This is a genomic window from Macrococcoides caseolyticum (assembly GCF_002902665.1).
GTDB classification, from domain to species: domain Bacteria; phylum Bacillota; class Bacilli; order Staphylococcales; family Staphylococcaceae; genus Macrococcoides; species Macrococcoides caseolyticum.
Genome location: NZ_PPRM01000028.1, coordinates 1 through 22,095 on the forward strand (window position 1 = coordinate 1; position 22,095 = coordinate 22,095).

Annotated in this window: 28 protein-coding genes and 1 riboswitch; of the genes, 4 read left to right on the plus strand and 24 right to left on the minus strand. The window is 35.0% G+C overall.

The window, feature by feature from the left end:
* The first annotated feature begins 96 nt into the window (after nucleotides 1-96).
* A complete protein-coding gene (locus CD152_RS05290) occupies nucleotides 97-693 on the plus strand; it encodes a hypothetical protein (protein ID WP_101140320.1) in 597 nt (198 codons plus the stop codon).
* A gap of 14 nt (nucleotides 694-707) precedes the next feature.
* On the opposite strand, the gene CD152_RS05295 is transcribed toward CD152_RS05290, so the two are convergent.
* Entirely contained in the window at nucleotides 708-1,538 is an 831-nt protein-coding gene (locus CD152_RS05295; RefSeq protein ID WP_101140319.1) for a lipoate--protein ligase family protein, read from the minus strand.
* A 104-nt stretch (nucleotides 1,539-1,642) separates the two neighbouring features.
* Between CD152_RS05295 and CD152_RS05300 the strand changes: the two genes are divergently transcribed.
* On the plus strand, nucleotides 1,643-2,023 hold the full coding sequence (locus CD152_RS05300; RefSeq protein WP_012657083.1) for a rhodanese-like domain-containing protein: 381 nt from the start codon (nucleotides 1,643-1,645) through the stop codon (nucleotides 2,021-2,023).
* 38 nt (nucleotides 2,024-2,061) lie between these two features.
* Here the strand turns inward: CD152_RS05300 and gcvPB are convergent, their stop codons facing one another.
* From gcvPB to comGA, 10 genes are all read right to left on the minus strand, one after another.
* Nucleotides 2,062-3,531 carry an aminomethyl-transferring glycine dehydrogenase subunit GcvPB gene (gcvPB, locus tag CD152_RS05305; protein WP_041636022.1) on the minus strand — a complete coding sequence of 490 codons (1,470 nt, stop codon included), beginning with the start codon at nucleotides 3,529-3,531 and terminating at the stop codon, nucleotides 2,062-2,064.
* A complete protein-coding gene (gene gcvPA, locus CD152_RS05310; protein ID WP_012657085.1) occupies nucleotides 3,524-4,867 on the minus strand; it encodes an aminomethyl-transferring glycine dehydrogenase subunit GcvPA in 1,344 nt (447 codons plus the stop codon). Before gcvPA ends, gcvPB begins: the two co-directional genes overlap by 8 nt.
* Before the next feature lie 12 nt (nucleotides 4,868-4,879).
* Nucleotides 4,880-5,965, minus strand: a complete 1,086-nt coding sequence (gcvT, locus tag CD152_RS05315; RefSeq protein WP_101140329.1) for a glycine cleavage system aminomethyltransferase GcvT — start codon at nucleotides 5,963-5,965, stop codon at nucleotides 4,880-4,882.
* Nucleotides 5,966-6,030: 65 nt separating this feature from the next.
* A riboswitch (glycine riboswitch) is annotated at nucleotides 6,031-6,116 on the minus strand.
* Nucleotides 6,103-6,609 carry a shikimate kinase gene (locus tag CD152_RS05320; RefSeq protein ID WP_101140318.1) on the minus strand — a complete coding sequence of 169 codons (507 nt, stop codon included), beginning with the start codon at nucleotides 6,607-6,609 and terminating at the stop codon, nucleotides 6,103-6,105. It overlaps the preceding riboswitch by 14 nt.
* Nucleotides 6,610-6,769: 160 nt before the next feature.
* A complete protein-coding gene (locus tag CD152_RS05330; RefSeq protein ID WP_101140317.1) occupies nucleotides 6,770-7,222 on the minus strand; it encodes a competence type IV pilus minor pilin ComGF in 453 nt (150 codons plus the stop codon).
* Nucleotides 7,167-7,409 (minus strand): hypothetical protein, encoded by a 243-nt coding sequence (locus tag CD152_RS11735; RefSeq protein ID WP_133422303.1) that lies wholly within the window; start codon nucleotides 7,407-7,409, stop codon nucleotides 7,167-7,169. The genes CD152_RS05330 and CD152_RS11735 overlap by 56 nt, the downstream gene beginning before the upstream one ends.
* Nucleotides 7,396-7,821 carry a type II secretion system protein gene (locus CD152_RS05335; protein WP_012657089.1) on the minus strand — a complete coding sequence of 142 codons (426 nt, stop codon included), beginning with the start codon at nucleotides 7,819-7,821 and terminating at the stop codon, nucleotides 7,396-7,398. Before CD152_RS05335 ends, CD152_RS11735 begins: the two co-directional genes overlap by 14 nt.
* Nucleotides 7,814-8,137 (minus strand): competence type IV pilus major pilin ComGC, encoded by a 324-nt coding sequence (gene comGC / locus CD152_RS05340; RefSeq protein WP_041636417.1) that lies wholly within the window; start codon nucleotides 8,135-8,137, stop codon nucleotides 7,814-7,816. Before comGC ends, CD152_RS05335 begins: the two co-directional genes overlap by 8 nt.
* A gap of 21 nt (nucleotides 8,138-8,158) precedes the next feature.
* Nucleotides 8,159-9,232 carry a competence type IV pilus assembly protein ComGB gene (comGB, locus tag CD152_RS05345; RefSeq protein ID WP_086038845.1) on the minus strand — a complete coding sequence of 358 codons (1,074 nt, stop codon included), beginning with the start codon at nucleotides 9,230-9,232 and terminating at the stop codon, nucleotides 8,159-8,161.
* Nucleotides 9,183-10,154 (minus strand): competence type IV pilus ATPase ComGA, encoded by a 972-nt coding sequence (gene comGA, locus CD152_RS05350; protein WP_012657092.1) that lies wholly within the window; start codon nucleotides 10,152-10,154, stop codon nucleotides 9,183-9,185. The genes comGB and comGA overlap by 50 nt, the downstream gene beginning before the upstream one ends.
* Nucleotides 10,155-10,365: 211 nt before the next feature.
* Between comGA and CD152_RS05355 the strand changes: the two genes are divergently transcribed.
* Nucleotides 10,366-10,614 (plus strand): DUF2626 domain-containing protein, encoded by a 249-nt coding sequence (locus CD152_RS05355; protein WP_041636023.1) that lies wholly within the window; start codon nucleotides 10,366-10,368, stop codon nucleotides 10,612-10,614.
* A gap of 26 nt (nucleotides 10,615-10,640) precedes the next feature.
* Here the strand turns inward: CD152_RS05355 and CD152_RS05360 are convergent, their stop codons facing one another.
* Nucleotides 10,641-11,261 carry an MBL fold metallo-hydrolase gene (locus CD152_RS05360; protein WP_103214483.1) on the minus strand — a complete coding sequence of 207 codons (621 nt, stop codon included), beginning with the start codon at nucleotides 11,259-11,261 and terminating at the stop codon, nucleotides 10,641-10,643.
* 89 nt (nucleotides 11,262-11,350) lie between these two features.
* Here CD152_RS05360 and CD152_RS05365 point away from each other — a divergent pair, with 89 nt between their 5' ends.
* Entirely contained in the window at nucleotides 11,351-11,590 is a 240-nt protein-coding gene (locus tag CD152_RS05365; RefSeq protein WP_041636024.1) for a DUF2759 domain-containing protein, read from the plus strand.
* 25 nt (nucleotides 11,591-11,615) lie between these two features.
* Here the strand turns inward: CD152_RS05365 and CD152_RS05370 are convergent, their stop codons facing one another.
* The 12 genes from CD152_RS05370 to CD152_RS05425 form a co-directional block, all read right to left on the minus strand.
* A complete protein-coding gene (locus CD152_RS05370) occupies nucleotides 11,616-11,927 on the minus strand; it encodes an MTH1187 family thiamine-binding protein (RefSeq protein WP_086038848.1) in 312 nt (103 codons plus the stop codon).
* A complete protein-coding gene (locus CD152_RS05375; protein WP_103214484.1) occupies nucleotides 11,927-12,895 on the minus strand; it encodes an ROK family glucokinase in 969 nt (322 codons plus the stop codon). Before CD152_RS05375 ends, CD152_RS05370 begins: the two co-directional genes overlap by 1 nt.
* A complete protein-coding gene (locus CD152_RS05380) occupies nucleotides 12,892-13,083 on the minus strand; it encodes a YqgQ family protein (protein WP_103214485.1) in 192 nt (63 codons plus the stop codon). The genes CD152_RS05375 and CD152_RS05380 overlap by 4 nt, the downstream gene beginning before the upstream one ends.
* A gap of 4 nt (nucleotides 13,084-13,087) precedes the next feature.
* Nucleotides 13,088-14,536: a rhomboid family protein gene (locus tag CD152_RS05385; protein ID WP_101057093.1), complete on the minus strand. Its 1,449-nt coding sequence runs from the start codon at nucleotides 14,534-14,536 to the stop codon at nucleotides 13,088-13,090.
* Nucleotides 14,512-15,066, minus strand: coding sequence for a 5-formyltetrahydrofolate cyclo-ligase (locus tag CD152_RS05390; protein WP_157820970.1), 555 nt, complete (start codon nucleotides 15,064-15,066; stop codon nucleotides 14,512-14,514). The genes CD152_RS05385 and CD152_RS05390 overlap by 25 nt, the downstream gene beginning before the upstream one ends.
* Nucleotides 15,067-15,155: 89 nt before the next feature.
* Complete coding sequence (gene rpmG / locus CD152_RS05395) at nucleotides 15,156-15,305, minus strand: 50S ribosomal protein L33 (protein ID WP_041636027.1); 150 nt, start codon at nucleotides 15,303-15,305, stop codon at nucleotides 15,156-15,158.
* An 88-nt stretch (nucleotides 15,306-15,393) separates the two neighbouring features.
* Nucleotides 15,394-16,032: a phosphate signaling complex protein PhoU gene (gene phoU, locus CD152_RS05400; protein ID WP_231845604.1), complete on the minus strand. Its 639-nt coding sequence runs from the start codon at nucleotides 16,030-16,032 to the stop codon at nucleotides 15,394-15,396.
* On the minus strand, nucleotides 16,025-16,915 hold the full coding sequence (gene pstB, locus CD152_RS05405) for a phosphate ABC transporter ATP-binding protein PstB (protein WP_103214486.1): 891 nt from the start codon (nucleotides 16,913-16,915) through the stop codon (nucleotides 16,025-16,027). The genes phoU and pstB overlap by 8 nt, the downstream gene beginning before the upstream one ends.
* A gap of 24 nt (nucleotides 16,916-16,939) precedes the next feature.
* Nucleotides 16,940-17,833, minus strand: coding sequence for a phosphate ABC transporter permease PstA (pstA, locus tag CD152_RS05410; RefSeq protein ID WP_103214487.1), 894 nt, complete (start codon nucleotides 17,831-17,833; stop codon nucleotides 16,940-16,942).
* 1 nt (nucleotide 17,834) lies between these two features.
* Nucleotides 17,835-18,764 carry a phosphate ABC transporter permease subunit PstC gene (gene pstC, locus CD152_RS05415; RefSeq protein WP_099482960.1) on the minus strand — a complete coding sequence of 310 codons (930 nt, stop codon included), beginning with the start codon at nucleotides 18,762-18,764 and terminating at the stop codon, nucleotides 17,835-17,837.
* Nucleotides 18,765-18,833: 69 nt separating this feature from the next.
* Nucleotides 18,834-19,796, minus strand: coding sequence for a phosphate ABC transporter substrate-binding protein PstS family protein (locus tag CD152_RS05420; RefSeq protein ID WP_103214488.1), 963 nt, complete (start codon nucleotides 19,794-19,796; stop codon nucleotides 18,834-18,836).
* Nucleotides 19,797-19,937: 141 nt separating this feature from the next.
* Entirely contained in the window at nucleotides 19,938-21,947 is a 2,010-nt protein-coding gene (locus CD152_RS05425) for a peptidoglycan D,D-transpeptidase FtsI family protein (protein ID WP_103214496.1), read from the minus strand.
* Nucleotides 21,948-22,095: the final 148 nt, after the last annotated feature.

The following is a 22,095-nucleotide window of genomic DNA, read 5'->3' on the forward strand; positions in this document are numbered from 1 at the left end:
GTATAAGAGACAGGTATATATATTTTAACTATATTTTCTGAATATATACATGTTAACATAGTATTTAGAAAAACGAATCATTTGAGGAGTAAAAAAATGAAAAAATTCAAAATATTATCATTAATAATGACTTCTACTATAACACTTACTGCCTGTGGCGGAGGTGCTGAAACAGAACTAACAGAAAAATCGACCGACTTAAAGAAGGAAATTAAAGTACTAAAATCTAAAATCGAAGATCAAAAAACCGATTTAATCACAAAACAAAACACTTTAAATGCTACTGACAATGAATTAAAACAACTACAAGGGAGCATGCAGATGTCTAATCATGAATTTACAACGCACTTTAATTCATATGCTGCTTCACTTGCAATGGCTATAAAAATGTTTTCAACCATTGAAAACAAACTATCAAAACAAAATGATATTCAGATTAAAGAAAAACTAAGCACAATTAAATCTGACGTCAAAGACACAATCCAGCAATATAATCATGTATTTAAAGATAGCCAGCCACCTGCAACATTTGCTGATGTTCACCATCAGGTAAATGAAGCAAATCATAAATTCGAAAAGGCAGTCAGTTTGATTCATAGCGGCTATGAAAAATCTGACACAAAAAAAATATCACAAGGCAAAGCGATGCTTCACGATGCGATAGATGCATTTGACAAATTAACAATTGAGTAGGTAAGCGCATGCGCTTACCTTCTTTTTAACCATTCTTCACTTCTATATTTTTCTATTAGTAAAGAAACTTCCTGTTCAATCTCAGCAGTTACTTCAAAAGGCTTGAGCTTAATGTCGAGACCTTGCTCAAATCCTTTATAAAATGCTTCTTCCATCATTGCAATGGTAATCTCTTCATCGGTCAGATCAGCAATACTGACTGCTTTGGAATAGAAACTACGTTTCATTCGTTCTTTCAGTCGTTCACTACTAAAGATGAACAAATCAAACAGTTCATCAACATCAATCGACTGTAATATTGAACCGTGCTGCAGAATCACTCCTTTTTGGCGCGTCTGTGCACTGCCAGCTATCTTCTTACCTTCAACGACTAATTCATACCAGCTCGAAGCATCGAAACATACTGAACTTCGCGGGTCTTTTAGGCGTTCTCTATCTTCTTTCGTCCTTGGCACCGAAAATTCCGCCTGGAACCCTAAATTCTTAAACCCTTCTAACAGCCCTGTTGAAATCACTTTATAAGCAGCAGTAACCGACTCCGGCATCATAGGATGAGACTCAGGTACGATCACACTGTACGTCAGTTCTTTATCATGCAGAACTCCTCGACCGCCTGTCGCACGTCTCACTAGTCCATAACCCCCAGCATTCACTTTATCAAGATCAATTTCTTTTTCTAGTTTCTGAAAATAACCGATCGATAAAGTTTTAGGAGCCCATCCATAAAATCTTATCACAGGAGATAGCGCGCCCTGTGATACTAAGTTGAGCAAAGCTTCATCCATTGCCATGTTATAATATGGATTATTTTTATGTGTATTGATAAATAACCATTCTTCCTGCATATGCAACCCTCTTTACTGTATGTCTATAGTTTTAAAAAATACTTTGAAAATAAAGTATATTATATCTATAATATATCTATGAAACAAAAAGGAGGAATACCTGTATGAATTTCTGGTATGTGTTAGGTATTGTTCTTCTCTTACTATTCATCTATATACTTGTTAATTACTTTATTAATCGTAAAGCTGTTACTGAGTTAAGTCAAGATGAGTTTCAACAAGGGTTAAGAAGAGCACAAGTAATCGATTTACGTGAAAAAGCTGACTATGATTATGGTCATATCATCGGCTCAAGAAATATTCCGATGTCAATATTTAGAACACGTATGCTAGGTTTACGTAAAGATCAGCCCATCTACTTCGTCGATGCGAACGGTATTTCAAGCTATCGTGCTGCACGCATGATGAAAAAGCATGGTTATACAGACCTTTATATGCTTAAAAACGGCTATAAAGGCTGGACTGGCAAAATCAAATCAAAATAAAACAAGGTTAAGACATGCGTCTTAACCTTGTTTTTGTACTACTTCTCGTTTGAACCTTCATACTTTAAAACTGGCTTACGTGCCGCCAATGTTTCATCTAATCTACCGATTACTGTGTGATGCGGTGCTTCTAATACGATATCCGGATTCTCTTCTGCTTCTTTAGCAATTTGAATCATCGTATCACAGAATGAATCTAATGTTTCTTTAGACTCTGTTTCTGTCGGCTCAATCATCATACACTCTTCAACATTAAGAGGGAAGTAGATTGTTGGCGGATGGAAATTAAAGTCTAACAGACGTTTCGCCATGTCTAATGTTCTTACGCCAAGTTTCTTCTGCTTAGATCCACTAATTACAAATTCATGCTTACAGTGACGATCGTACGGTAATACGAAGTAATCCTGTAGACGGCGCATCATATAGTTCGCATTTAATACTGCAACTTCTGAAGCTTCTTTCAGACCGTCTGGTCCCATCGTACGGATATACGTATAGGCACGTAAGTAAATACCAAAGTTACCGTAGAATGGTTTTACTCGTCCGATTGATTCTGGTCGGTCATTATCAAATTTATAACCATCTTCAGTCTTAACGATATGTGGTTTTGGTAAGAATGGCACTAAATCTGCTTTCACACCCACTGGTCCAGAACCTGGCCCGCCACCACCATGAGGTCCAGTAAACGTTTTGTGTAAATTCAGGTGAACTGCGTCAAATCCCATATCTCCAGGGCGTACTTTACTCATAATCGCATTTAAGTTTGCGCCATCATAGTATAACTTACCGCCGGCAGCATGAACGATTTCACGGATTTCCAGAATATCTTCTTCAAATAAGCCTAAAGTATTTGGGTTTGTTAACATAATTGCAGCCGTATCATCACCTACAACACGCTTTAAGTCCTCGATATCGACTAGTCCAAATTCATTTGATTTAACGGTTACTGTTTCAAAGCCGGCCACTGTTGCTGAAGCTGGGTTAGTACCGTGTGCTGAGTCGGGTACGATGACTTTCGTACGGTTATGGTCACCATTCGCTTCATGATAAGCACGAATCATCATAAGTGCTGTCCATTCACCGTGAGCCCCTGCAGCTGGTTGAAGTGTTACTTCATCCATACCTGTAATTTCTTTTAAGTGTTCTTGTAAATCGTAGATTACTTCTAAAGAGCCTTGAATTGTTTTTTCATCTTGAAGCGGATGAGCGTTTGCAAATCCTGACATACGCGCGACTTTTTCATTGATCTTTGGATTGTACTTCATCGTACAAGAACCTAGTGGATAGAATCCAGAGTCTACACCATGATTTTTATTTGAAAGTTCAGTATAATGACGCATTAAATCTAGTTCCGCTACTTCAGGCAGCATCGGACGTTCTTTACGGATAAACTTACTATCTAATAATTCTTCAACTTTTTTATTTTCTACTTCTAATTCTGGTAATGAATAGCTGAAACGATTTTCTTTTGAACGTTCAAAAATTAACGGAGAGCTTCCCTTAAGCATTGAACACACCTACTTTCGCGATAAATGTATCAATTTCTTCTTTCGTACGTAATTCAGTTACTGCAATTAACATATGATTATGATATTGCTCTTCAACTTGACCTAAGTCATATCCACCAATGAAGCCTTCATCAAGAAGTTTCTCATTAATCTCTTTAACCGGATGATTAAACTTCACTACGAATTCATTGAACGTCGTACCTTCAAGCACTTCGAACCCTTCTTCAACCATACGTGATTTCATATAATTTGCTTTTTGTAAGTTCTGGTTCGCCATTTCATAGACACCATTCTTACCTAATGCACTCATTGCAACTGATGCAGCTAAAGCATTCAAAGCTTGATTAGAACAGATATTTGATGTTGCTTTATCACGACGAATGTGTTGTTCACGCGCTTGTAATGTTAATACAAATCCACGGTTCCCTTCATCATCCTGTGTCTGTCCAACAAGGCGTCCTGGCATTTTACGCATCAATTTCTTCGTTGCTGCAAAGTAACCGCAGTGTGGTCCACCTAGTTGTGCTGGAATACCAAATACTTGTGCATCTCCAACAACTAAATCCGCCCCGAATTCCCCAGGTGGCGTTAATAGACCTAGACTCATCGGATTACTTGAAACTACGAATAAAGCCTTCGTACCTTCAGTGAAAGATTTAATTGTTTCTAAATCCTCTATACTTCCGAAGAAGTTAGGATATTGAACCATCACACATGCAGTATCTTCATCAATTGCAGCTTTTAATGCATCTAAATCCGTAACGGTATCTTTCACATCAATTTCAACTACTTCTAGATGTTGACCTTTTGCGTAAGTGTGTAATACTGCACGAGATTGATCGTTCACTGCTTTTGAAACAATAATCTTCTTATTTCTCGTATGACCACATGCAAGCATTGCTGCTTCCGCAAAAGATGTACCTCCATCATACATAGAAGAGTTCGCACAATCCATACCAGTAAGTTCTGCAATCATCGTCTGGAATTCAAAGATAGCTTGTAATTCACCTTGTGAAATTTCAGGTTGATAAGGAGTATATGCAGTATAGAATTCACTACGTGAAATCACATGATCTACTACTGTCGGAATATAATGATCATATACGCCTGCACCTAAAAATGACACATGTGTATCACTCGTTACATTCTTGTTTGCAAGCGCCTGTAATTCTCTTAGTAATGGAGTCTCAGATTTACGTGGCTTGATATTTAAATCGCCCTGGAAACGTACTTTCTCAGGTATATCCTGGAACAACTCATCAATTGAGTTGATACCTATTGTTTCCATCATTTCTTTTTTATCAGTTTCTGTTAATGGTATATAACGATGACTCATTTTCTTCGCCCCTTAATTTTTATGGAATGGAGTTTTAACAACTTTTGCCGGAATACGTTTTTTACGAACTTGTACATAAACTTCTGTATCAATTGCTGTAAAATCTGTATCAATTAATGCTAAAGCAATTGAACGGCCAGTTAATGGTGATTGCGTTCCACTAGTAATATAACCGATTTTATTATCCTCTTTATCAAACACTTCATAGTCAGTACGTGCAATACCGCGTTCTAAAAGTTCGATACCAGCAGATTTACGATTTACACCTTTTAACTTTTGAGTTTCAAGTACTGACTTGCCGATAAAGTTACCCTTATCAAGTTTAACGCTGAAGCCCATCTTAGCTTCATAAGGTGTTATCTCAGTTGATAGATCTTGTCCATGCAGTGGTAATGCCGCTTCTAAACGTAACGTATCTCGAGCACCAAGACCACAAGGCGTAACACCTAAATTAAGCAGTGCTTCCCAGATTGATACCGTGTCTTCGGCTTTACAATAAATTTCAAAGCCATATTCACCAGTGTAACCTGATTGACTTAAGATTACGTTTTTACCGAAAATTTCAACATCTTTTAAAAATTCAAATAATTTCATTTCTGAGATGTTTTCTTTAACTTCAGGTGCAAGCTTTTCTAGAGTTTTAGGACCTTGCACTGCAATTTGTCCATATTCAGAAGATACGTTCGTTATCGTTACACCATCTTTTTTATGTGATTTTAACCATTCGAAGTCAATATCAGTATTTCCAGCATTTACTACAAGTAAGTATTTATTCTCTTCTAATTTATATACAACAAGGTCATCAACAACCCCACCATCTTCATTACAGATCATTGTATACTGAGCTTTTTTATCGGTCATTTTAGATGCATCGTTTGTAAGTACATATTGAAGATATTCAAGTGCATGCTCACCTTCGACAATAATTTCACCCATATGACTGACATCAAACATTCCTATGTCTTCTCTAACAGCGATATGCTCTTCTTTAATGCTAGAAAATTGAACAGGTAAAGCCCAACCAGAAAAATCAATTACTTTCGCACCATCTTCTAGATATTTTTCATAAAGTGGTGTTCTCTTTAATTCTGACATGATATTCCTCCTAATTGTTAAAAATAAAAACAGCATAGCATCGTGCTATCCTGCTTCATTACAGGGTTTGTCCGGAAATTATCCTTTTGCCTGAGAGTTTAATATAGCGATGCCCCTTCGGCGATGATTTCTCATTCTCTCTAATTTCCTTCTTCCGCAATAATAAAATTGTGAATTTCCTGCACACAGTCTGACAGTTCATCATCATTGTTAACGCTAATGTATGCGATTTCATTATAACGTGAACGTCTTCTAAAGTACAAGTCTTTAATTGCATCAAATGATTTATTCATCGCATTCGGACGATTAACATCATTTACAATTCTATTATACACAGTGTTAATGTTCGTATCTACCCATATATTTATTTTATTTTCTTTTAAAAGAGAAATATTGTTCGGATTTTCTATAATTCCACCACCTGTAGCTAATATAATATTCATGTTTATATGTTGTTTTAAAATATTATGTTCTAACGTTCTGAAGTAAGTTTCTCCGTACTGCTCAAATATATCCTTAATCTTCATATTCATTTCCAGCTCAATCTGTTCATCGATATCAATGAACTTTAGCCCAAGCTTTCGAGCTAATAAATTACCGATTGTTGTTTTTCCAACACCCATAAATCCTACAAGTACATAAGCCAACTAGACACCTCTTTTTTCCACAGACTTTAGAATCTCTTCATAATAATATTGTTCAAGATGATCCATCGTCTTTAATTTTAACATGAATCTGTTGCTATAATAACTTAAAAAAAAGACTGTTAAAAATAATAGAATCAGCAAATATGGCGTTATAAATCCATTATAGAACTTGATATTTCTTTGCGTGAGATTCGTTTTTTGATTGCAGAGATATGTATAGATGTTCATCTTCTATAAAAAAGACTCCTTTCTTAATGTCTTCCAGCATGATGATATAACCCTCTCCATTTACCTTGCATACGATGCGATTATGCACATATTCATATGTAATCAAATCTGTTCGAAGTGCTATTTGAAGTTTATCATCAATTACTGTAATATCCTTCGCATTTTTAAGCTCAGTAGCAATCTCCCTTAAAAATAAAGCTGTATTTATATCATGATGATCTGTGGAACGTCCATTAAATTGATATATCTGAATTAAGATCATCGGTATAATCGACATGATAATCATAACTACAGCCATATTAACAAGCATCTCAAGTAGCGTGAATGCTTTATTTGAACGTATGGCATACTTTAGATGCTTTAATACAGATTGTATGTGCTTCACGCGTATACTCTCCTTCTCTAATTACGATATGCATATACAGTAACCGAACCTTTTCAAGCGTAACTTGTTTCCTTTGATATGTCATGGACATTTCGTTATACATCGGAAGTAGCAGCATGACAATTAGGATGATGATAGAAAATGCAAGCATACTATCTATGAATAAAAAACCACTATATCGTTTCAATTCTCATTCTCCCCCAATGAATCTGAAAGATTAGACGATATTTCTTATCGCCTATATGATAAATAACTGAGCCACCTTTATTGATCCCTCTCCCATCAAAATAATACTGTATATTATACGAACTATTGTGTCGATCAATATAACCGTCATCTATTCGATAGGAAGCATTAATGTCGAGCGCCGATGATTTGATATAAATGGTGTCACTTCCCGGAGGAAATGACACATAGATATTCACCTTATATACAACTGCTTTTGTCTGATAGTAATTTAGTAGTGAAATTATTTCATCATTAATCTCTTCATGTTTTATTTCATCTAATTTAAATCTGTTTAAAGGTACAACAGCGAGTATAATGGTGACAATCATCAGTACAATGAGCATTTCTATATACGAAAATGCTCTAAGCACCTAATAATGCCTCACCATTATTGATTATTATGTCTGTTCCATCTTTACATTTCACTTGATTTTCTTTCAAATATTCAGGAACAAGCTCATTTACTGTAGACGGTGTTTTACCAGTATCGATCCGATAGGCTTCGATCTGACCTTGTACCATCTTTACCTGAGCTTCGCATCCTTTAGCTTGTACAGTCTTAGATTGTTTAGCGATGTTTGGAATAATGACGATAATTAAAATCGAAATTACGAGCAATACTAATAACATTTCAATTAAAGTAAATCCATCATCCTTACTAAACTGTTTTTTAAACCTGCGCGCCATACGTTTCACTATAACCCCTCCTTATTTTATACCTTCCATCATTTGTAGCATCGGTAGTATAATGACGAGATACATGGTCACAATTAACAATGCTAATATCATAAAAATTACTGGCTGAATTGCTTTTATACAGCGTAATAATCGATGTTGAAATCGATCAAATATAAATTCACTGTAATATTTTAATTCTTTATCCAATTTTGAATTTCTCTCTCCATGCTCCATAAATTGTACAAGTGACGGTTCGAATATATTCATATCCTTGACAGCAGCAGGGAGTGGCCTCCCTTCTAAAAGCTTGTGATTGATCATGAGTGCAATGTATCGAAAGGTTTCATTCTTATTTTGTGATGATAATATTTGTAATATTCTTTTCATCATCACACCATTGGACAGGAAAAAAGAAAGCATTTCACTAAAGCGATAAGTAATGTACAAGCGATACAAATCTCTAATCAGCGGTACAGATAATAATATTTTAAGCTGACCAGCAACAGACTGTTTCCTAAAATAGAAAGTATAAGCTAAAATAAGTGCTATGAATAAAAGTATAAAACTGTAGATGATATAAGGTAGAGAAAATAAAATTGCAGTCATAACTTTTATTTCTATTCCTACATTTACATCCATAGTGTCATACATAGATTGAAATTGAGGAAGTACTGTTAAGTTTACTGTAAATATAAGCGTAATAAATATGAGGATTAAAATAAGAGGGTATTGAATTGTCTTTATAAGTTGTGAGGCAAGCTTTGCTTTACTTTCTAAATAATCATAACATCGTACCAATGTCATATTTAAATCACCATACTGCTCAGCAAACTGTATCTGCATTACAATATCATCGCTATAGTTGAAATAGTCGAGCAACTCGGATAACTGCTTTCCTGATTCAAGTAATTTTAATGCCTCTTCCTTTATCTCTTGGTCAATTTCTATATATTGCGTATTCAAGAAAGAGACTGCTTCGTAAAGAGTGAACCCATTATTTGTCATTTCAGAAATTCTAATCAAGAAATCTTTATGATATATTCTCAGACGATTTTTAAAGATCAAATTTTTCAAATTCATGTTGTGAAATCTGATTTGTTTCATACATCTCCTTTAGTATGTCAGCCAACGTTCTATAGTTTATGTGCTTATTCTTTAAATATTTTTCAATATCCTTTTTTGTCAGAAATTCATAGGCTAGAATACGCTCCTTTTCATCTCTTTTTTTAATCAGTCTTTGATTGATTATCAAATTGATACTTTGATAAAGATCAACAGCATTAATTCCCATTTCTTTTAACCGAAATAATGCGCCAATACAATCATTCGCATGTAATGTCGTTAAAACTAAATGACCACTCAGCCCCGCATTGATAACTTGCTGTGCTACGACCGAATCTCTTATTTCACCTAGCATAATGATATCTGGATCACATCTAAGGATTGCCTTAATTGCGGTTTGATATGTTATTTCTGCTTTTTCGTTAACATTAACTTGTATGATACCGTCAAGATGCTGCTCCACAGGATCTTCTATTGAAATTACTTGGCGTTTCAATGTGTCCTTTGCAAAATGTACAAGTTGATACATTAATGTACTCTTACCACTTCCAGTTGGCCCACTAATAATAATTATACCGCTTGATTTTTTCATCTGATCGAACAATATCTGATCATCTGTCTGATATTCATCTATAAAACTTTGTCTGATGATTCTCAATACACATGCTTCATCGCCTAATGAACGAGGTAAAGTAGATGCGCGAATATTATATCGTAAGTTATCCAGATTAAAATGTATTATCCCACTCTGAGCCTTATTCTTTTCTGATACATCAAGATGTGCTGTAAATTTAATATATGAAAGTAATTTTTTAAATAATATATCGTCGATGTCACTATATTCTTCGATATCACCTTGTACCCTAAATTTAATAGATACATTTTTATCACAAGGAATGAAGTGTATATCTGATGCACTTTGTAAAATTGCCTGCTCTATTATTTCATTGAATAATTTCTCCATCTCTACCTCCTCATCTATCATATAAACTTATTCTTGATCTTTCTTCTTAAGCTATTTAATATCATATAAATAAATAAATTTATCTAGATTTTAAAATAAAAAAGAAAAAATTGGATGTTACAAATTTCGTAAAATTAAGGTTTACTTATCTTATCGTTAACTTTATAATAATAAGTGATATGAAGAGTCTGAGATTAGGGGGAATTGCCAAATGGATAAGGTTTTTAAAACTTTAGGATTCTGGACAGCAATCTTTGCAGTAATGTTCTATGTAGGCGGAATGTCTATGATGTCATTTGTATTCATTGCTCAAACAGGATTTTTTGTATTACTTGGATACTTAAACTTATCAGAAAGAATGTACATGTATATTTTTGCAGCATACTTAATCGTGTGTTTCGTAGGCTTCACTTATTATTCTACATTTTTATTAGAGCCAAGCTTTGGCCACCACGAATAAAACCTTCCAAAATAGGAAGGTTTTTTCTATAGGTATGGATTGTGTGTTTTTTCATATCCGACAGTCGTTTCAGGGCCATGACCCGGACAAATAATGAACGTTTCATCTAATGAAAGTAATTCCCTGTCGATGCTATTGATTAATTGTGACATATCTCCTTGATAGAGATCTGTTCTTCCGATACCTTCCTTAAACAAAGTATCCCCAACAATCGCGAAATTCTTAAATATAAAACTCAAGCTCCCTGGTGAGTGTCCTGGTGTATGGCGTACTTCAAAACTAAATGTTCCGATTTGATGAAAACCGTTATCCAGAAATTTCGGCTGCTGCTTCACTATTGTGGGTTCTATTCCATATTGACTGAATTTATCTGAACCATTTTTAAGCGGGTCTGTTAAAAAGTATTTTTCAATTTGAGACATATAAACTTCACACTGATAATAGCTGCATATTGCATCAACTGCTCCAATATGGTCAAAATGTGCATGTGTCAGCAGTACACCACTTACTTTTTTATCTGTATTACCGATTGCATCGATGAGCCTATCCGCTTCATTTCCTGGATCAACGATTAAAATTTCTTGTTCATTCTCTAATATATAGCAGTTCGTTTCAATCATACCTAAAGCAATTTTCTTTTTCTTCAAACTGAATTCCTCCTAAAATGTACTCGACAAATATATACTTTAATTATACAATATTAATGATAACAAAAGAAATTCATGGGGGTTATACTATGCCATTTATTAACACGGGCGAACTATTTGAAGTTTTTGGCGTAAAAATTCACATTGGTGTGAATATTTTTGCGATTCTAATGTTTTTAGTTTTCTTATTATCAATAAAAGCATTATTAAGTTCATTAAAGTCTAAAAATGTATTAGGCATTATTTTTGGTCTACTTGCAACTTTATCTTTTGGATTCTTCTCGTTAGCAACAATCTTCACCTATGGTTATCCAATTTTACATCATTAAAAAGACATCATTCGATGTCTTTTTTTTAATGCATATGTTTCTTTACAGCGTCAAGCTTGTCATTCATCTTTCTTTGCTTATCTCTTCGATCATCAATCCTAATATTCGTACACACCCGTTCAACCCCTGCCTGAAACGGAGATTCATGAATGCGTTCTAATGCTACTAGACAGTCATGAAGCTCTCCTTCAATCAATGTACTCATCGGTGTCAGCTGATAATCTATCTTTCCCTCTTGTTTCATCGCTTCAAGTATATTCTGTACTTCTGCAACATATTTACTGATACTGATAGATTTTCCATCCATCGGTATGATTACAACATCTATTATCGCCATTATATCTTCTCTCCTAGAATATAAATTTTGATTAAACCTGCAGCACCAATCATGCCTGCATCATTGCCTAGCTCAGCAGTTACTATCTTTGTTCCTTCATAAGCTGGAAGGAACGTTAAATCTTTATAATACTGTTCGATATGATCTACAAGAAACTGTCCTGCTTTAGAGACCCCTCCGCCAATGATAATGTGCTTAGGATTTGTCATGACACTGATAATACTAAATGCATAAGCGAGATGTTTCGCTACTTTCTTAATCACATATACTGAAAACTCATCCCCTGCTTTTGCGGCATCAAATATCATCTTTGCCTGAAGCTCTTTATTTCTGATTGCATCTTCGATTACAGTCTTAAATTGCAGCTCTTCGTAATAATGATAGGCTAAATTTACCACCCCTGTAGCACTTGCAACCGTCTCAAGACAGCCGTGTTTTCCACAGTTACATTTAAATCTCTGCTTCGTATCTACAGTAATATGTCCGAATTCTCCTGCTGCACCATTGAATCCATGAATGAGCTCATGATTACTGACGATACCCCCACCTACGCCTGTACCTAGGGTTACACATACGACATCAGGCTCATTTCTACCCGCTCCTCGAAATTTTTCACCGAGCGTCGCTACATTTGCATCATTATCTACATATACTGGTAATCCGCTTAGTGCTTCAAACTGCGCTTTAATATTAATCTTACCATGCCAGTTTAAGTTAATCGCTCCATTGATAATACCATTGTTAAAATCTACCGGACCTGGTACACCGAGACCCACACCTATGCAGTCTTTAATGGTTAAATTTACAGCACTTAAATGTTTAATAAATGAATCATAAATGTTCTTTAATATATGTGTTCCGTTATCATCTTTATTCGTAACGATTTCCCATTTTTTAATAATATTGAGGTTTGAGTCTAATATACCTAGCTTACAAGTTGTTCCACCTATATCTGCTGCTAAAATCATAGTTTATTCATCCTTCTCTGATTGATTAGTAAACGCGACTGGATATAAGTCTGATTATCAATTAACATTGCATCATGCAATGATTTTAATTCTTCATCCATCATCGCTAAAGTATTCTTTTCATCTTTAAAATAGATAATAATTCCAAATTTTTGCAATAGTTTTTGTACGTCATAGAATTGCTTCATCTTATCACCTGAATTCCTGAATCTCTTTCTTTAATTTTATGTATTCTCCCTTTTTATTGATTGTAATGGTCCTATCAATATATTTCTCTGCCTTCGGGTAGTCGTCCATTGCACGGTATGCTAATGCAAGCTGAAAGTTCAGCCGTTCACTATCAGGATATTTTTTCAGAGCTTCTAACCAGACTAATAGAGCACTTGATAAACTTTCATCTTTTGTTTTCCACAGTCCATAAAGTACATAAGTTTCATCATTTTGATAGCCTCTATCAATGGTCTTACGAATAATCTCAATGCCCTCACTATCTTTTCCTTCAATCAAATATTGTTTAGCATATTCATTGTAAATATGATGTTCACGCTCAGAAAAAATATTGATGATGAGTAATCCTAAAATAACAACCAGGCCGAGTGCCATATAATAGAAATATCTTTTATTGTATCGATAAATAAAAAACATTGAAGCAATGAACATTCCACCAAATAATCCACCAAAATGTGCATAATGATTTACGTTCTCAAAGATCGCACTGCCAATCAAGAAGATAAGAATACCGATAAAAGTCTGTACAAGAAATTTTTTCTCGAATTTCCCACTGAATACCAAATGGCTCATCAGTGCTCCGATAAGCGCGCAGATAGCACCACTCGCTCCTACAGATATTGATACATTATCAAATGTCAGTGAAATCAGATTACCAATAATACCACCTATAAAATAAATACATAGATATTGCCAGCGCGGATATAAATATTCTACAAGCTTACCAAATATAAAGAGGGTCATCATATTGTAAAGCAAGTGCTGCACATCGAAGTGTATGAAGATAGAGGTGATGACCCTATAATAATCTCCATGCACAAAATTAAAATGCGTAAGTCCTCCTTTATCAATGATCATTTCTACTTCATGAATATGTTGAACGATACTCATAAGAAGAAAAATAACGACATTGAGCAGTATAATTAAATATGTCAGTGGGGAAAATTTTCTCATTGCATTTTCAATCATATTTCCATTTAGTACACTTTTCTTATACGTTTTAATTGCCTTATCCTTATTCTTACCTGTAAGCTTCTGATATGGATGCCCAAACAGACGCTTTAAATCGCTCTCGTCATTACACTGTTCAATAAATATATGATTCGGCATGTCATCCTGAAAATGATTTATCTGATTTACGAGAATAATTTCAAATTTATTGATTGTATGACCAACTGTATTCTCAATATCATCAAAATGATCCATAATCTTCTGTACCATAAAGAGTGTGGACTGTGCTGTCTCTTTTTTTAGGATAATTCTCTTAATGAAACCTTTCTTTCTATCAATCAGCCATATATCGTCTTCCGCTTCTCCGTGTGTAAAATACTCAAAGTCACTGTATTTTGTGTATTCATAGATCGTTCTCCATATCTTTTTTTGTTCTATCATTGCTTCATACCTGTATGCCATTCTCTTTCTTCAGTAATGATATGGGCTACGGGAACATCATGTGGCTCAATGATCACTTCTCCTATCTGCGCTTCAAATACAAGACTAATTGTATGCCCTTCATATACACTTAAATATTTATCATAATAACCGCCACCATAACCTATACGATATCCCGATTCATCAAAACGTACACCAGGAACAATAAGAAGTGCTGGCTGCTCACTTCTTCCGTCATTATGTGTCATTACATCAATTCCAAAACGATCTTGAACTATATCTTCCGGAGATGTAAAGAACGTAAAATACATTTGTTGTTTACTGTAATCACACTTTGGGACAAATACAGTCTTACCAACCATTTGTGCATAACGGATGATAAATCGTGTATCCATCTCATGGTCCATGGATAGCGTTATACCAATAGACTCCGCATCTTTAAAATGCTGATTATTTATTAATTTCTCAATGATTATATTTTCTTTAGTATACTTGTCCGTTAACGATTTTAACTGATTTATCGTCGACTTCCTCAACTCTTTTTTAGTCATAACATCACCCATATATAATTATACAATAAACTGATCAAAATTTTATGATTTAACAAAAAAACAGACACAAAATGTGTCTGTTAAAAATATTATTTAGTTTCTCTGTGTAAAGTTTTCTTATTATCTCTTGCACAGTATTTTGACATTTCAATACGTTCTGGGTTATTACGTTTATTTTTTTTAGTGATGTAGTTACGGTCACCACATTCAGTACAAGCTAAAGTAACATTAACGCGCATAGTTGTTCCCTCCTCACGTTTCTAAATATCCATACGACTTTTATATAATACCACGAGACGCATGATTTATCTAGTGTAAATTTGTGATTTAGGCAAATCTTTCACCAGTAATCGTGAAATAAACACTTTCCGCAATATTTGTAATATGATCACCGATACGCTCAAGATATCTACCTGCTAAATGCGCCTGACCTGAAATATATGGGTCATTATCAATTAAGTAAGCACTGTTGATAATCTCTTTATATAAATCATCGATGTCATTATCACGCTCAATAATCTCTTTAACCAAATTAACGTCTTTACTCTCATAGGCTTCCTTTAAATCAGCGAGCATCATCATACTAAGTTTTCCCATTGTTTTTAGACGTGTGAGAATATAAGCATCTTCAAACTTTACACGTTTACGAATCTTAGCAATGTTCGCGGCATTATCACCCATTCTTTCTAGTTCAGAAGATACTTTACTTGAAGAAAGAATCATCCTTAAATCTGTAGCGATTGGCTGCTGCTTTGTAATCAGACTAATTATCTGGTCATCAATGTCACTTTCCATCGCATTGATAACATGATCATGTTCAATAATTTCTCTTGCCATCGCTTTATCACTATCACTCAGTACATTGATGCTTTTTTCGATTGTTCTATACACTTCATCAGCCAGTTTAAGAACACTTGCCTCCAGGTGCTGTAAACTTTCTTCGTAAATTTCTCTCATATTAACCAAACCTTCCTGAAATATATCTCTCTGTCTGTTCATCAGCTGGGTTAGAGAAAATCTTATCTGTTGCATCATATTCATTTACATATCCATTCAAGAAGAATGCAGTTTTATCAGAGATACGTGCAGCTTGCTGCATGTTATGCGTAACAATGATAATTGAATACTTATCTTTAATTTCCTGTACTAATTCTTCTACCTTTAATGTAGAAATTGGGTCTAATGCTGATGTAGGCTCGTCCATCAGGATAACATCTGGTTCAATCGCTAAGCATCGTGCGATACAGATACGTTGCTGCTGCCCACCAGATAAACCGTAAGCATTCTTGTCCAGACGATCTTTCGTCTCATCCCAGATTGCAGCCCCACGCAAAGATTTTTCAACAATTTCATCTAATATTTTCTTATCAGTAATACCGTGAATTCTAGGACCATAGGTAATATTATCATAGATAGATTTAGGGAATGGATTTGGTTTTTGGAAGACCATTCCTACACGTGTTCTTAAATGCTCAACTTTATAGCTTTTATCAAATATATTATCTCCACGGTAAAGAATTTCACCAGAAGTGCGCACGCCAGGAATCAATTCTATCATTCGGTTTAATGTTTTAATGTATGTCGACTTACCACAACCTGATGGTCCGATAATTGCAGTTACTTCATTCTCTAAAATATCAAGATTGATATTCTGTAAAGCATGATGGTCCCCATACCAAAGGTTTAAATTTTTTGTCTGATAAACGATCTTACGATTATTTGGATTTGGTGTCTCACCTGTAACTATCGTATGTTCTTTATTCGTTAATGCAGGTTGTTTTTCAGTAGCAACTTCCTTATTATCAGTTGAAGTTTCATTCCTATTAATAATGTTTACTTTTGAATTCATTATATTGACTCCTCTCAAAATGAGCTAGAATTTTTTCTGATATTTATTACGGATAAATATAGCGATTGAGTTCATTGCAATTAAAATAATAAGTAACACGATAATCGCGGCTGATGATACAAACTGAAACTCTGCTTTTGGCAATTTCGCCCAAGTAAAGATTTGCATCGGTAATGCCTGGAAACGGTCCATAATATTATCTGGTGTTTTCATAAAGATCGTCGGAATACCAATTACTACTAAAGGGGCCGTTTCTCCAATAGCACGCGATAATGCAAGAATTGTTCCAGTTAACATCCCAGGAATAGATGCTGGAAGTACGACGTTCGTTATCGTCTGCCATTTCGTCCCACCTAATCCTAAAGATGCTTCACGAATGGCGTTTGGCACTGCACGAATTGCTTCTTGCGACGACACGATAATAACCGGTAAGATCATAAGAGACATCGTCAATGCTGCAGCTAGAACAGATTTCCCTAATGAAAGTGCTTCTATTCCGCCGCCACGAACAAATAATGTTAATCCTAATAAACCAAATACTACAGATGGTACAGACGCCAGGTTTGCAATATTTACTTTAACAAAACGTGTAAAAAAATTATCTTTAGCATACTCTTCCATATAAATAGCCGTCGCTACTCCCAGAGTAATTGCAATCGGTGCAATCGTCATCATAAGCCATAATGTACCGATTAAAGCCCCTTTGATACCAGCTTTTGAAGGTGTAGTACTAGAAAAGTTCGTAAAGAATTCTGGTGTTAGATAACCTGCACCCTTTCTGATAATGTCAAAAAGAAGCATTGCTAGAACGATTAATCCAATAATCGTACATAAGAAGAAAATAAACTTAACTATCGCATTTTTAGTAAGTCGTCCAGAGAGTTTTTTCGCGACTCTTTCCTGATTAATTAATTCCATTCTAATACTCCTCTCTGAATTTTTTGGTGATCCATTGTGAAATCATATTCATAATTAATGTAAATACAAACAATGTAAATCCAACCGCATAGATACTATAGTAAATATCTGAACCAAATGTTGCATCACCAGTAGCAACTTGTACGATAAATGCTGTCATAGTCTGCAATGAATTTGTAAAATCTAACGAGAATTCTGGTGAACTCCCTGCTGCAAGTGATACGATCATCGTTTCACCAATTGCACGTGATACTGCAAGGACGATTGATGCTAAAATACCAGATAAGGCAGCTGGGAAGACGACTTTAAGCGCTGTCTCTAATCGTGTTGAACCTAGTCCTAGTGCCCCTTCTCTAATCGCTTGTGGTACTGCACTCATGGCATCTTCAGAAAGACTTGCAATCATTGGCACGATCATTATGCCGATGACTAGACCAGGACTGATTGCATTAAATGAACCTAAGTCTGGCCAAACAGAACGAAGCATTGGTGTAACAAAAGTTAACGCAAAAAACCCGTATACAATGGTTGGAATCCCTGCGAGAATCTCTAAGATTGGTTTAATGATTCTTCTTACTTTGTCACTTGCATATTCGCTTAAGTAAAGCGCCGCTCCCAGTCCAACCGGAACAGCAAAAATTGTCGCGATAAGTGTCACTTTCAATGTTCCTAAAATTAAAGAGATGATCCCGTATTTTGGATCCTGTCCGAAAGCATTCCATGTCTTCTCAAGGAAAAATTCACTGAATGATACTCTTGTAAAGAAAGTAATCGTCTCAGTTAATAATGTAATCAGAATCCCAATTGTAGTTAATATAGAAATAGATGCAATTACAGCAAGTATTATCGGGATAAACTTCTCGATAATATTTTTAGAACCCTTACTTTGACGCTGCTGAATCAATTCCTGTACAGATACTTTATTTTCCATAGCATTGACTCCTTCATTTTAAAAGGGACGAAAAATTTCGTCCCTGAAAAATTTCTTATATATTATTAACTATTTAACTTCTTCTAATTTCTTTAGATCTTCTTCATAAACTTTATCTTCTAAAGGCACATAACCTGATTCTTTAGAAGCATCTTTAGCATTTTCTAGAGTAAATTTCATAAATGTATTAAATGCTTCATTACTCTTAAGTGAATCGTTTTTAGCATAGATGAATAATGGGCGACTTAATGGATAAGAACCATCTTTAACTGTTTCTTCAGTCGCTTCAACACCTTCACCTTTACCTTCTTTTTGAATCTTAACTGCTTTTAAGTTGTCTTTATTTTCTTGGTAGAAGTTATATCCGAAGAATCCGATACCCGCTTTGTTATCTTGTACTGATTTTACGATTACGTTTGTATCAGCGTTTTTCTCAGCTGTAATTTCACCTTTATCTAACACTTCTTCACTAAAGAAGTCATACGTACCGTGTGATTGGTCAGGAGAGAATGCTTTGATTTCTTCTGCAGGGAAGTCAGCACGTACATCTTTCCATGTTTTTGCTTCGCCAGAGTAGATTTTCTTTAATTCATCAAATGTTAAGTAGTCAACAAAATCATTATCTTTATTAACAGCAACGGTTAAGCCGTCACTTGCAATTTTGAATTCAGTATATTCGATTTTTTTATCTTCTAGTGCTTTTTTCTCTTCATCTTTAATATCACGTGAAGCATTTGAAAAATCAGTTTCTCCAGCGATAAACTTCTCGAAACCACCGCCTGTACCTGAAGTACCGATTGAAACAGTAACATCTGGATATTCAGTTGCAAATTGTTCATTAATCTTTTCAACTACAGGTGCTACTGTCGTAGAACCATCCCCATTTACTTCACCTTTGATATCTTTAGCTGCTGTATCTGTGCCTTTATCTTCACTCTTTGTGTCAGATTTATCAGCTGCTCCATCACATGCCCCTAATAATAATGCAGTACCTAAAACAGTTGTTGATCCTACTAATTGCCACTTTTTCATTGTAAAGAATCCTCCTAATATAAAGACGAATAAATTTTTTGATTTGTTATTACATTTCTAACTATATAGCTTTATTATTAATTTAGAATGAATGTATTGTAAATTTTATGTAAAGAACGTACAAATAAAAGAAGCAGCCGACTATTTATCGGCTGCTTCTTTATCTTTAAAATATTCATTGATAATTTCTTTTCCTAGATCTCCACCTGGTAACCACGGAGGTGGTACTGGCTGATTCGTATAGATGATAGAAAAACTCATTTCAGGTTTTTTCACTGGTGCATACCCTATATATGTTGAATTTACTCTAGCTTCACCATCTTGAGTTACTTCAGCTGTACCTGTTTTACCTGCAGCTTTAACAGCAGTATTACTAAAACTAGCATATCCTGTTCCTTCTGCTTGATTAAAAACCATTTCGAAACCAGACTTTACTTGTTCAATTTCTTTATCTGTATTATTAATCTTATTTAATACTTTTCCATTAAAGTGACTTTTAATAGGACCTATTTTACCTGTTTTAGACGCGCCTCTAATTTCTTTGACGATATGCGGCTGAATACGGTATCCATCATTAGCAATCGTAGAAACATATTGAGAAAGCTGTAATGGTGTATATGTATCATACTGTCCGATTGCTAAATCCAGAAAATTCCCTGGATTATTTTTTAGAATACCAGTTTGGCCTGTCACTTCATTCGGCAGATCAATCCCTGTCTTTACACCTAAGCCAAATTGATTCATACCTTTTCTTAATTTCTGCCCTGCCTCAATAATATCGTCTGGTAAGCTCATGCCAGATGAATAATCGAGTCCAGCAAGTTTGAGCGCTGTCTTAAACATATAGACGTTTGATGAGTGCATCAATGCCTGCTTATCATTGATAGCAAGACTACCACTTTGGTTAAAATAAGAACGTTTCTGTATCCCACCTTTAAATACTAACGGCTGATCGATCATCGTCTCTCCGACACTAATTGCACCATTACTATAACCTGTCAGTAACGTAGCACCTTTAACCGAAGACCCCACTGCATATTGTGATGTGAATGTGCCATAATGATAATCCGTTATCTTGCCTGACTTATCAATCTGACGGCCTGCTAACGCCAATATATCTCCATTATGAGGATCTTGTACAACGACTAGTACTTTATCCATATCTCTAGCACCCATACTTCTCAGTTTTCGAATATTGTTATCGACTAACTTTTCTACTTTGAGCTGCAGTTCTATATCGATGGACAGAATGAGGTCGTCACCTCTGGATCCTTCTGAGAGGACTTCTGAATCTATAATCTTACCTGATTTATTCGTAATATACCTCATTTTTTTCTTTTTACCGCGTAGGACATTTTCATATTGATATTCTAGATAACTTTGCCCAACTCGGTCATTTCTAGAATATCCTTTCGCTAGATAATAATCTGTAAGTTCCTTAGGTAATCCTTCTTCTTTAGAGGATACACGACCAAACATAGTACGCAGCGTATCGCCATATAAATACTTTCTATCCCAGTCCATAGAAGTATTGACACCCGGTAACTCCCCTAGATTCTGAGATACCAATGCATATTCTTTTTCTGTAACATCTTCATTTTTTATTATTTGTGGGCTTAATTGGCTACCACTAGACATTTCTCTATAAATTGCTGCAACTTGCAGTTCTTTTTTCGATAGTTTATTGATTTGCTGTGCCGTTAATTTATTATAGAGCGCTGTGTTATAAGCCTCTTCTGTAATTTCTCCGTTTTTAAGTAATGTATTCTCTTTTTTCATCAATTGATCCACAGCTTCTTTATGGGTCAATATATAGAAATCCTGCTTATCTCGTTGTGTGAGTGCATCTGTCGGCATATCAATGATCTTTTGCAGCTTCTTTGCAATGATTAATATTTCTTTACTCGTCGTCATACGATCTCTTGTATAAGTGATTGATTTTTTTGATGTATTATCGACCAGCAGTTTACCATTTCTATCATAAATTCTTCCACGCGGTACCGATTCATTGACTTCTATATTTTCATTATTATCTACCGCCTGTCGATACGCTTCACCTTTTACAATCTGTAAATAACCTAATCTCAATACAAGAATTATTAGCAAGGAAACAATTGCCATAAAAATGACGCCGATTCTTCGATTAGTCATTCGTTTTTGCTTTAGTTCATTGGATTCCTGTTTAACACGTTTCAAAAAAAATCCCCCATTGATACATTATCCTTCTATAATATATGAAATGCTGTCAGTTTTCTATAATAATCATAAAAAAACACCGTTCATAAGAACGGTGTTTTGA

Coding starts and splice junctions, on each gene's coding strand:
- CD152_RS05290 (WP_101140320.1), top strand. CDS start 97: ATGAAAAAATTCAAAATATTATCATTAATAATGACTTCTACTATAACA.
- CD152_RS05295 (WP_101140319.1), bottom strand. CDS start 1,538: ATGCAGGAAGAATGGTTATTTATCAATACACATAAAAATAATCCATAT.
- CD152_RS05300 (WP_012657083.1), top strand. CDS start 1,643: ATGAATTTCTGGTATGTGTTAGGTATTGTTCTTCTCTTACTATTCATC.
- gcvPB (WP_041636022.1), bottom strand. CDS start 3,531: ATGCTTAAGGGAAGCTCTCCGTTAATTTTTGAACGTTCAAAAGAAAAT.
- gcvPA (WP_012657085.1), bottom strand. CDS start 4,867: ATGAGTCATCGTTATATACCATTAACAGAAACTGATAAAAAAGAAATG.
- comGC (WP_041636417.1), bottom strand. CDS start 8,137: ATGGCGCGCAGGTTTAAAAAACAGTTTAGTAAGGATGATGGATTTACT.
- comGB (WP_086038845.1), bottom strand. CDS start 9,232: ATGAAACAAATCAGATTTCACAACATGAATTTGAAAAATTTGATCTTT.
- comGA (WP_012657092.1), bottom strand. CDS start 10,154: ATGGAGAAATTATTCAATGAAATAATAGAGCAGGCAATTTTACAAAGT.
- CD152_RS05355 (WP_041636023.1), top strand. CDS start 10,366: ATGGATAAGGTTTTTAAAACTTTAGGATTCTGGACAGCAATCTTTGCA.
- CD152_RS05365 (WP_041636024.1), top strand. CDS start 11,351: ATGCCATTTATTAACACGGGCGAACTATTTGAAGTTTTTGGCGTAAAA.
- CD152_RS05370 (WP_086038848.1), bottom strand. CDS start 11,927: ATGGCGATAATAGATGTTGTAATCATACCGATGGATGGAAAATCTATC.
- CD152_RS05375 (WP_103214484.1), bottom strand. CDS start 12,895: ATGATTTTAGCAGCAGATATAGGTGGAACAACTTGTAAGCTAGGTATA.
- CD152_RS05380 (WP_103214485.1), bottom strand. CDS start 13,083: ATGAAGCAATTCTATGACGTACAAAAACTATTGCAAAAATTTGGAATT.
- CD152_RS05385 (WP_101057093.1), bottom strand. CDS start 14,536: ATGGCATACAGGTATGAAGCAATGATAGAACAAAAAAAGATATGGAGA.
- CD152_RS05390 (WP_157820970.1), bottom strand. CDS start 15,066: ATGACTAAAAAAGAGTTGAGGAAGTCGACGATAAATCAGTTAAAATCG.
- rpmG (WP_041636027.1), bottom strand. CDS start 15,305: ATGCGCGTTAATGTTACTTTAGCTTGTACTGAATGTGGTGACCGTAAC.
- pstB (WP_103214486.1), bottom strand. CDS start 16,915: ATGAATTCAAAAGTAAACATTATTAATAGGAATGAAACTTCAACTGAT.
- pstA (WP_103214487.1), bottom strand. CDS start 17,833: ATGGAATTAATTAATCAGGAAAGAGTCGCGAAAAAACTCTCTGGACGA.
- pstC (WP_099482960.1), bottom strand. CDS start 18,764: ATGGAAAATAAAGTATCTGTACAGGAATTGATTCAGCAGCGTCAAAGT.
- CD152_RS05420 (WP_103214488.1), bottom strand. CDS start 19,796: ATGAAAAAGTGGCAATTAGTAGGATCAACAACTGTTTTAGGTACTGCA.
- CD152_RS05425 (WP_103214496.1), bottom strand. CDS start 21,947: ATGACTAATCGAAGAATCGGCGTCATTTTTATGGCAATTGTTTCCTTG.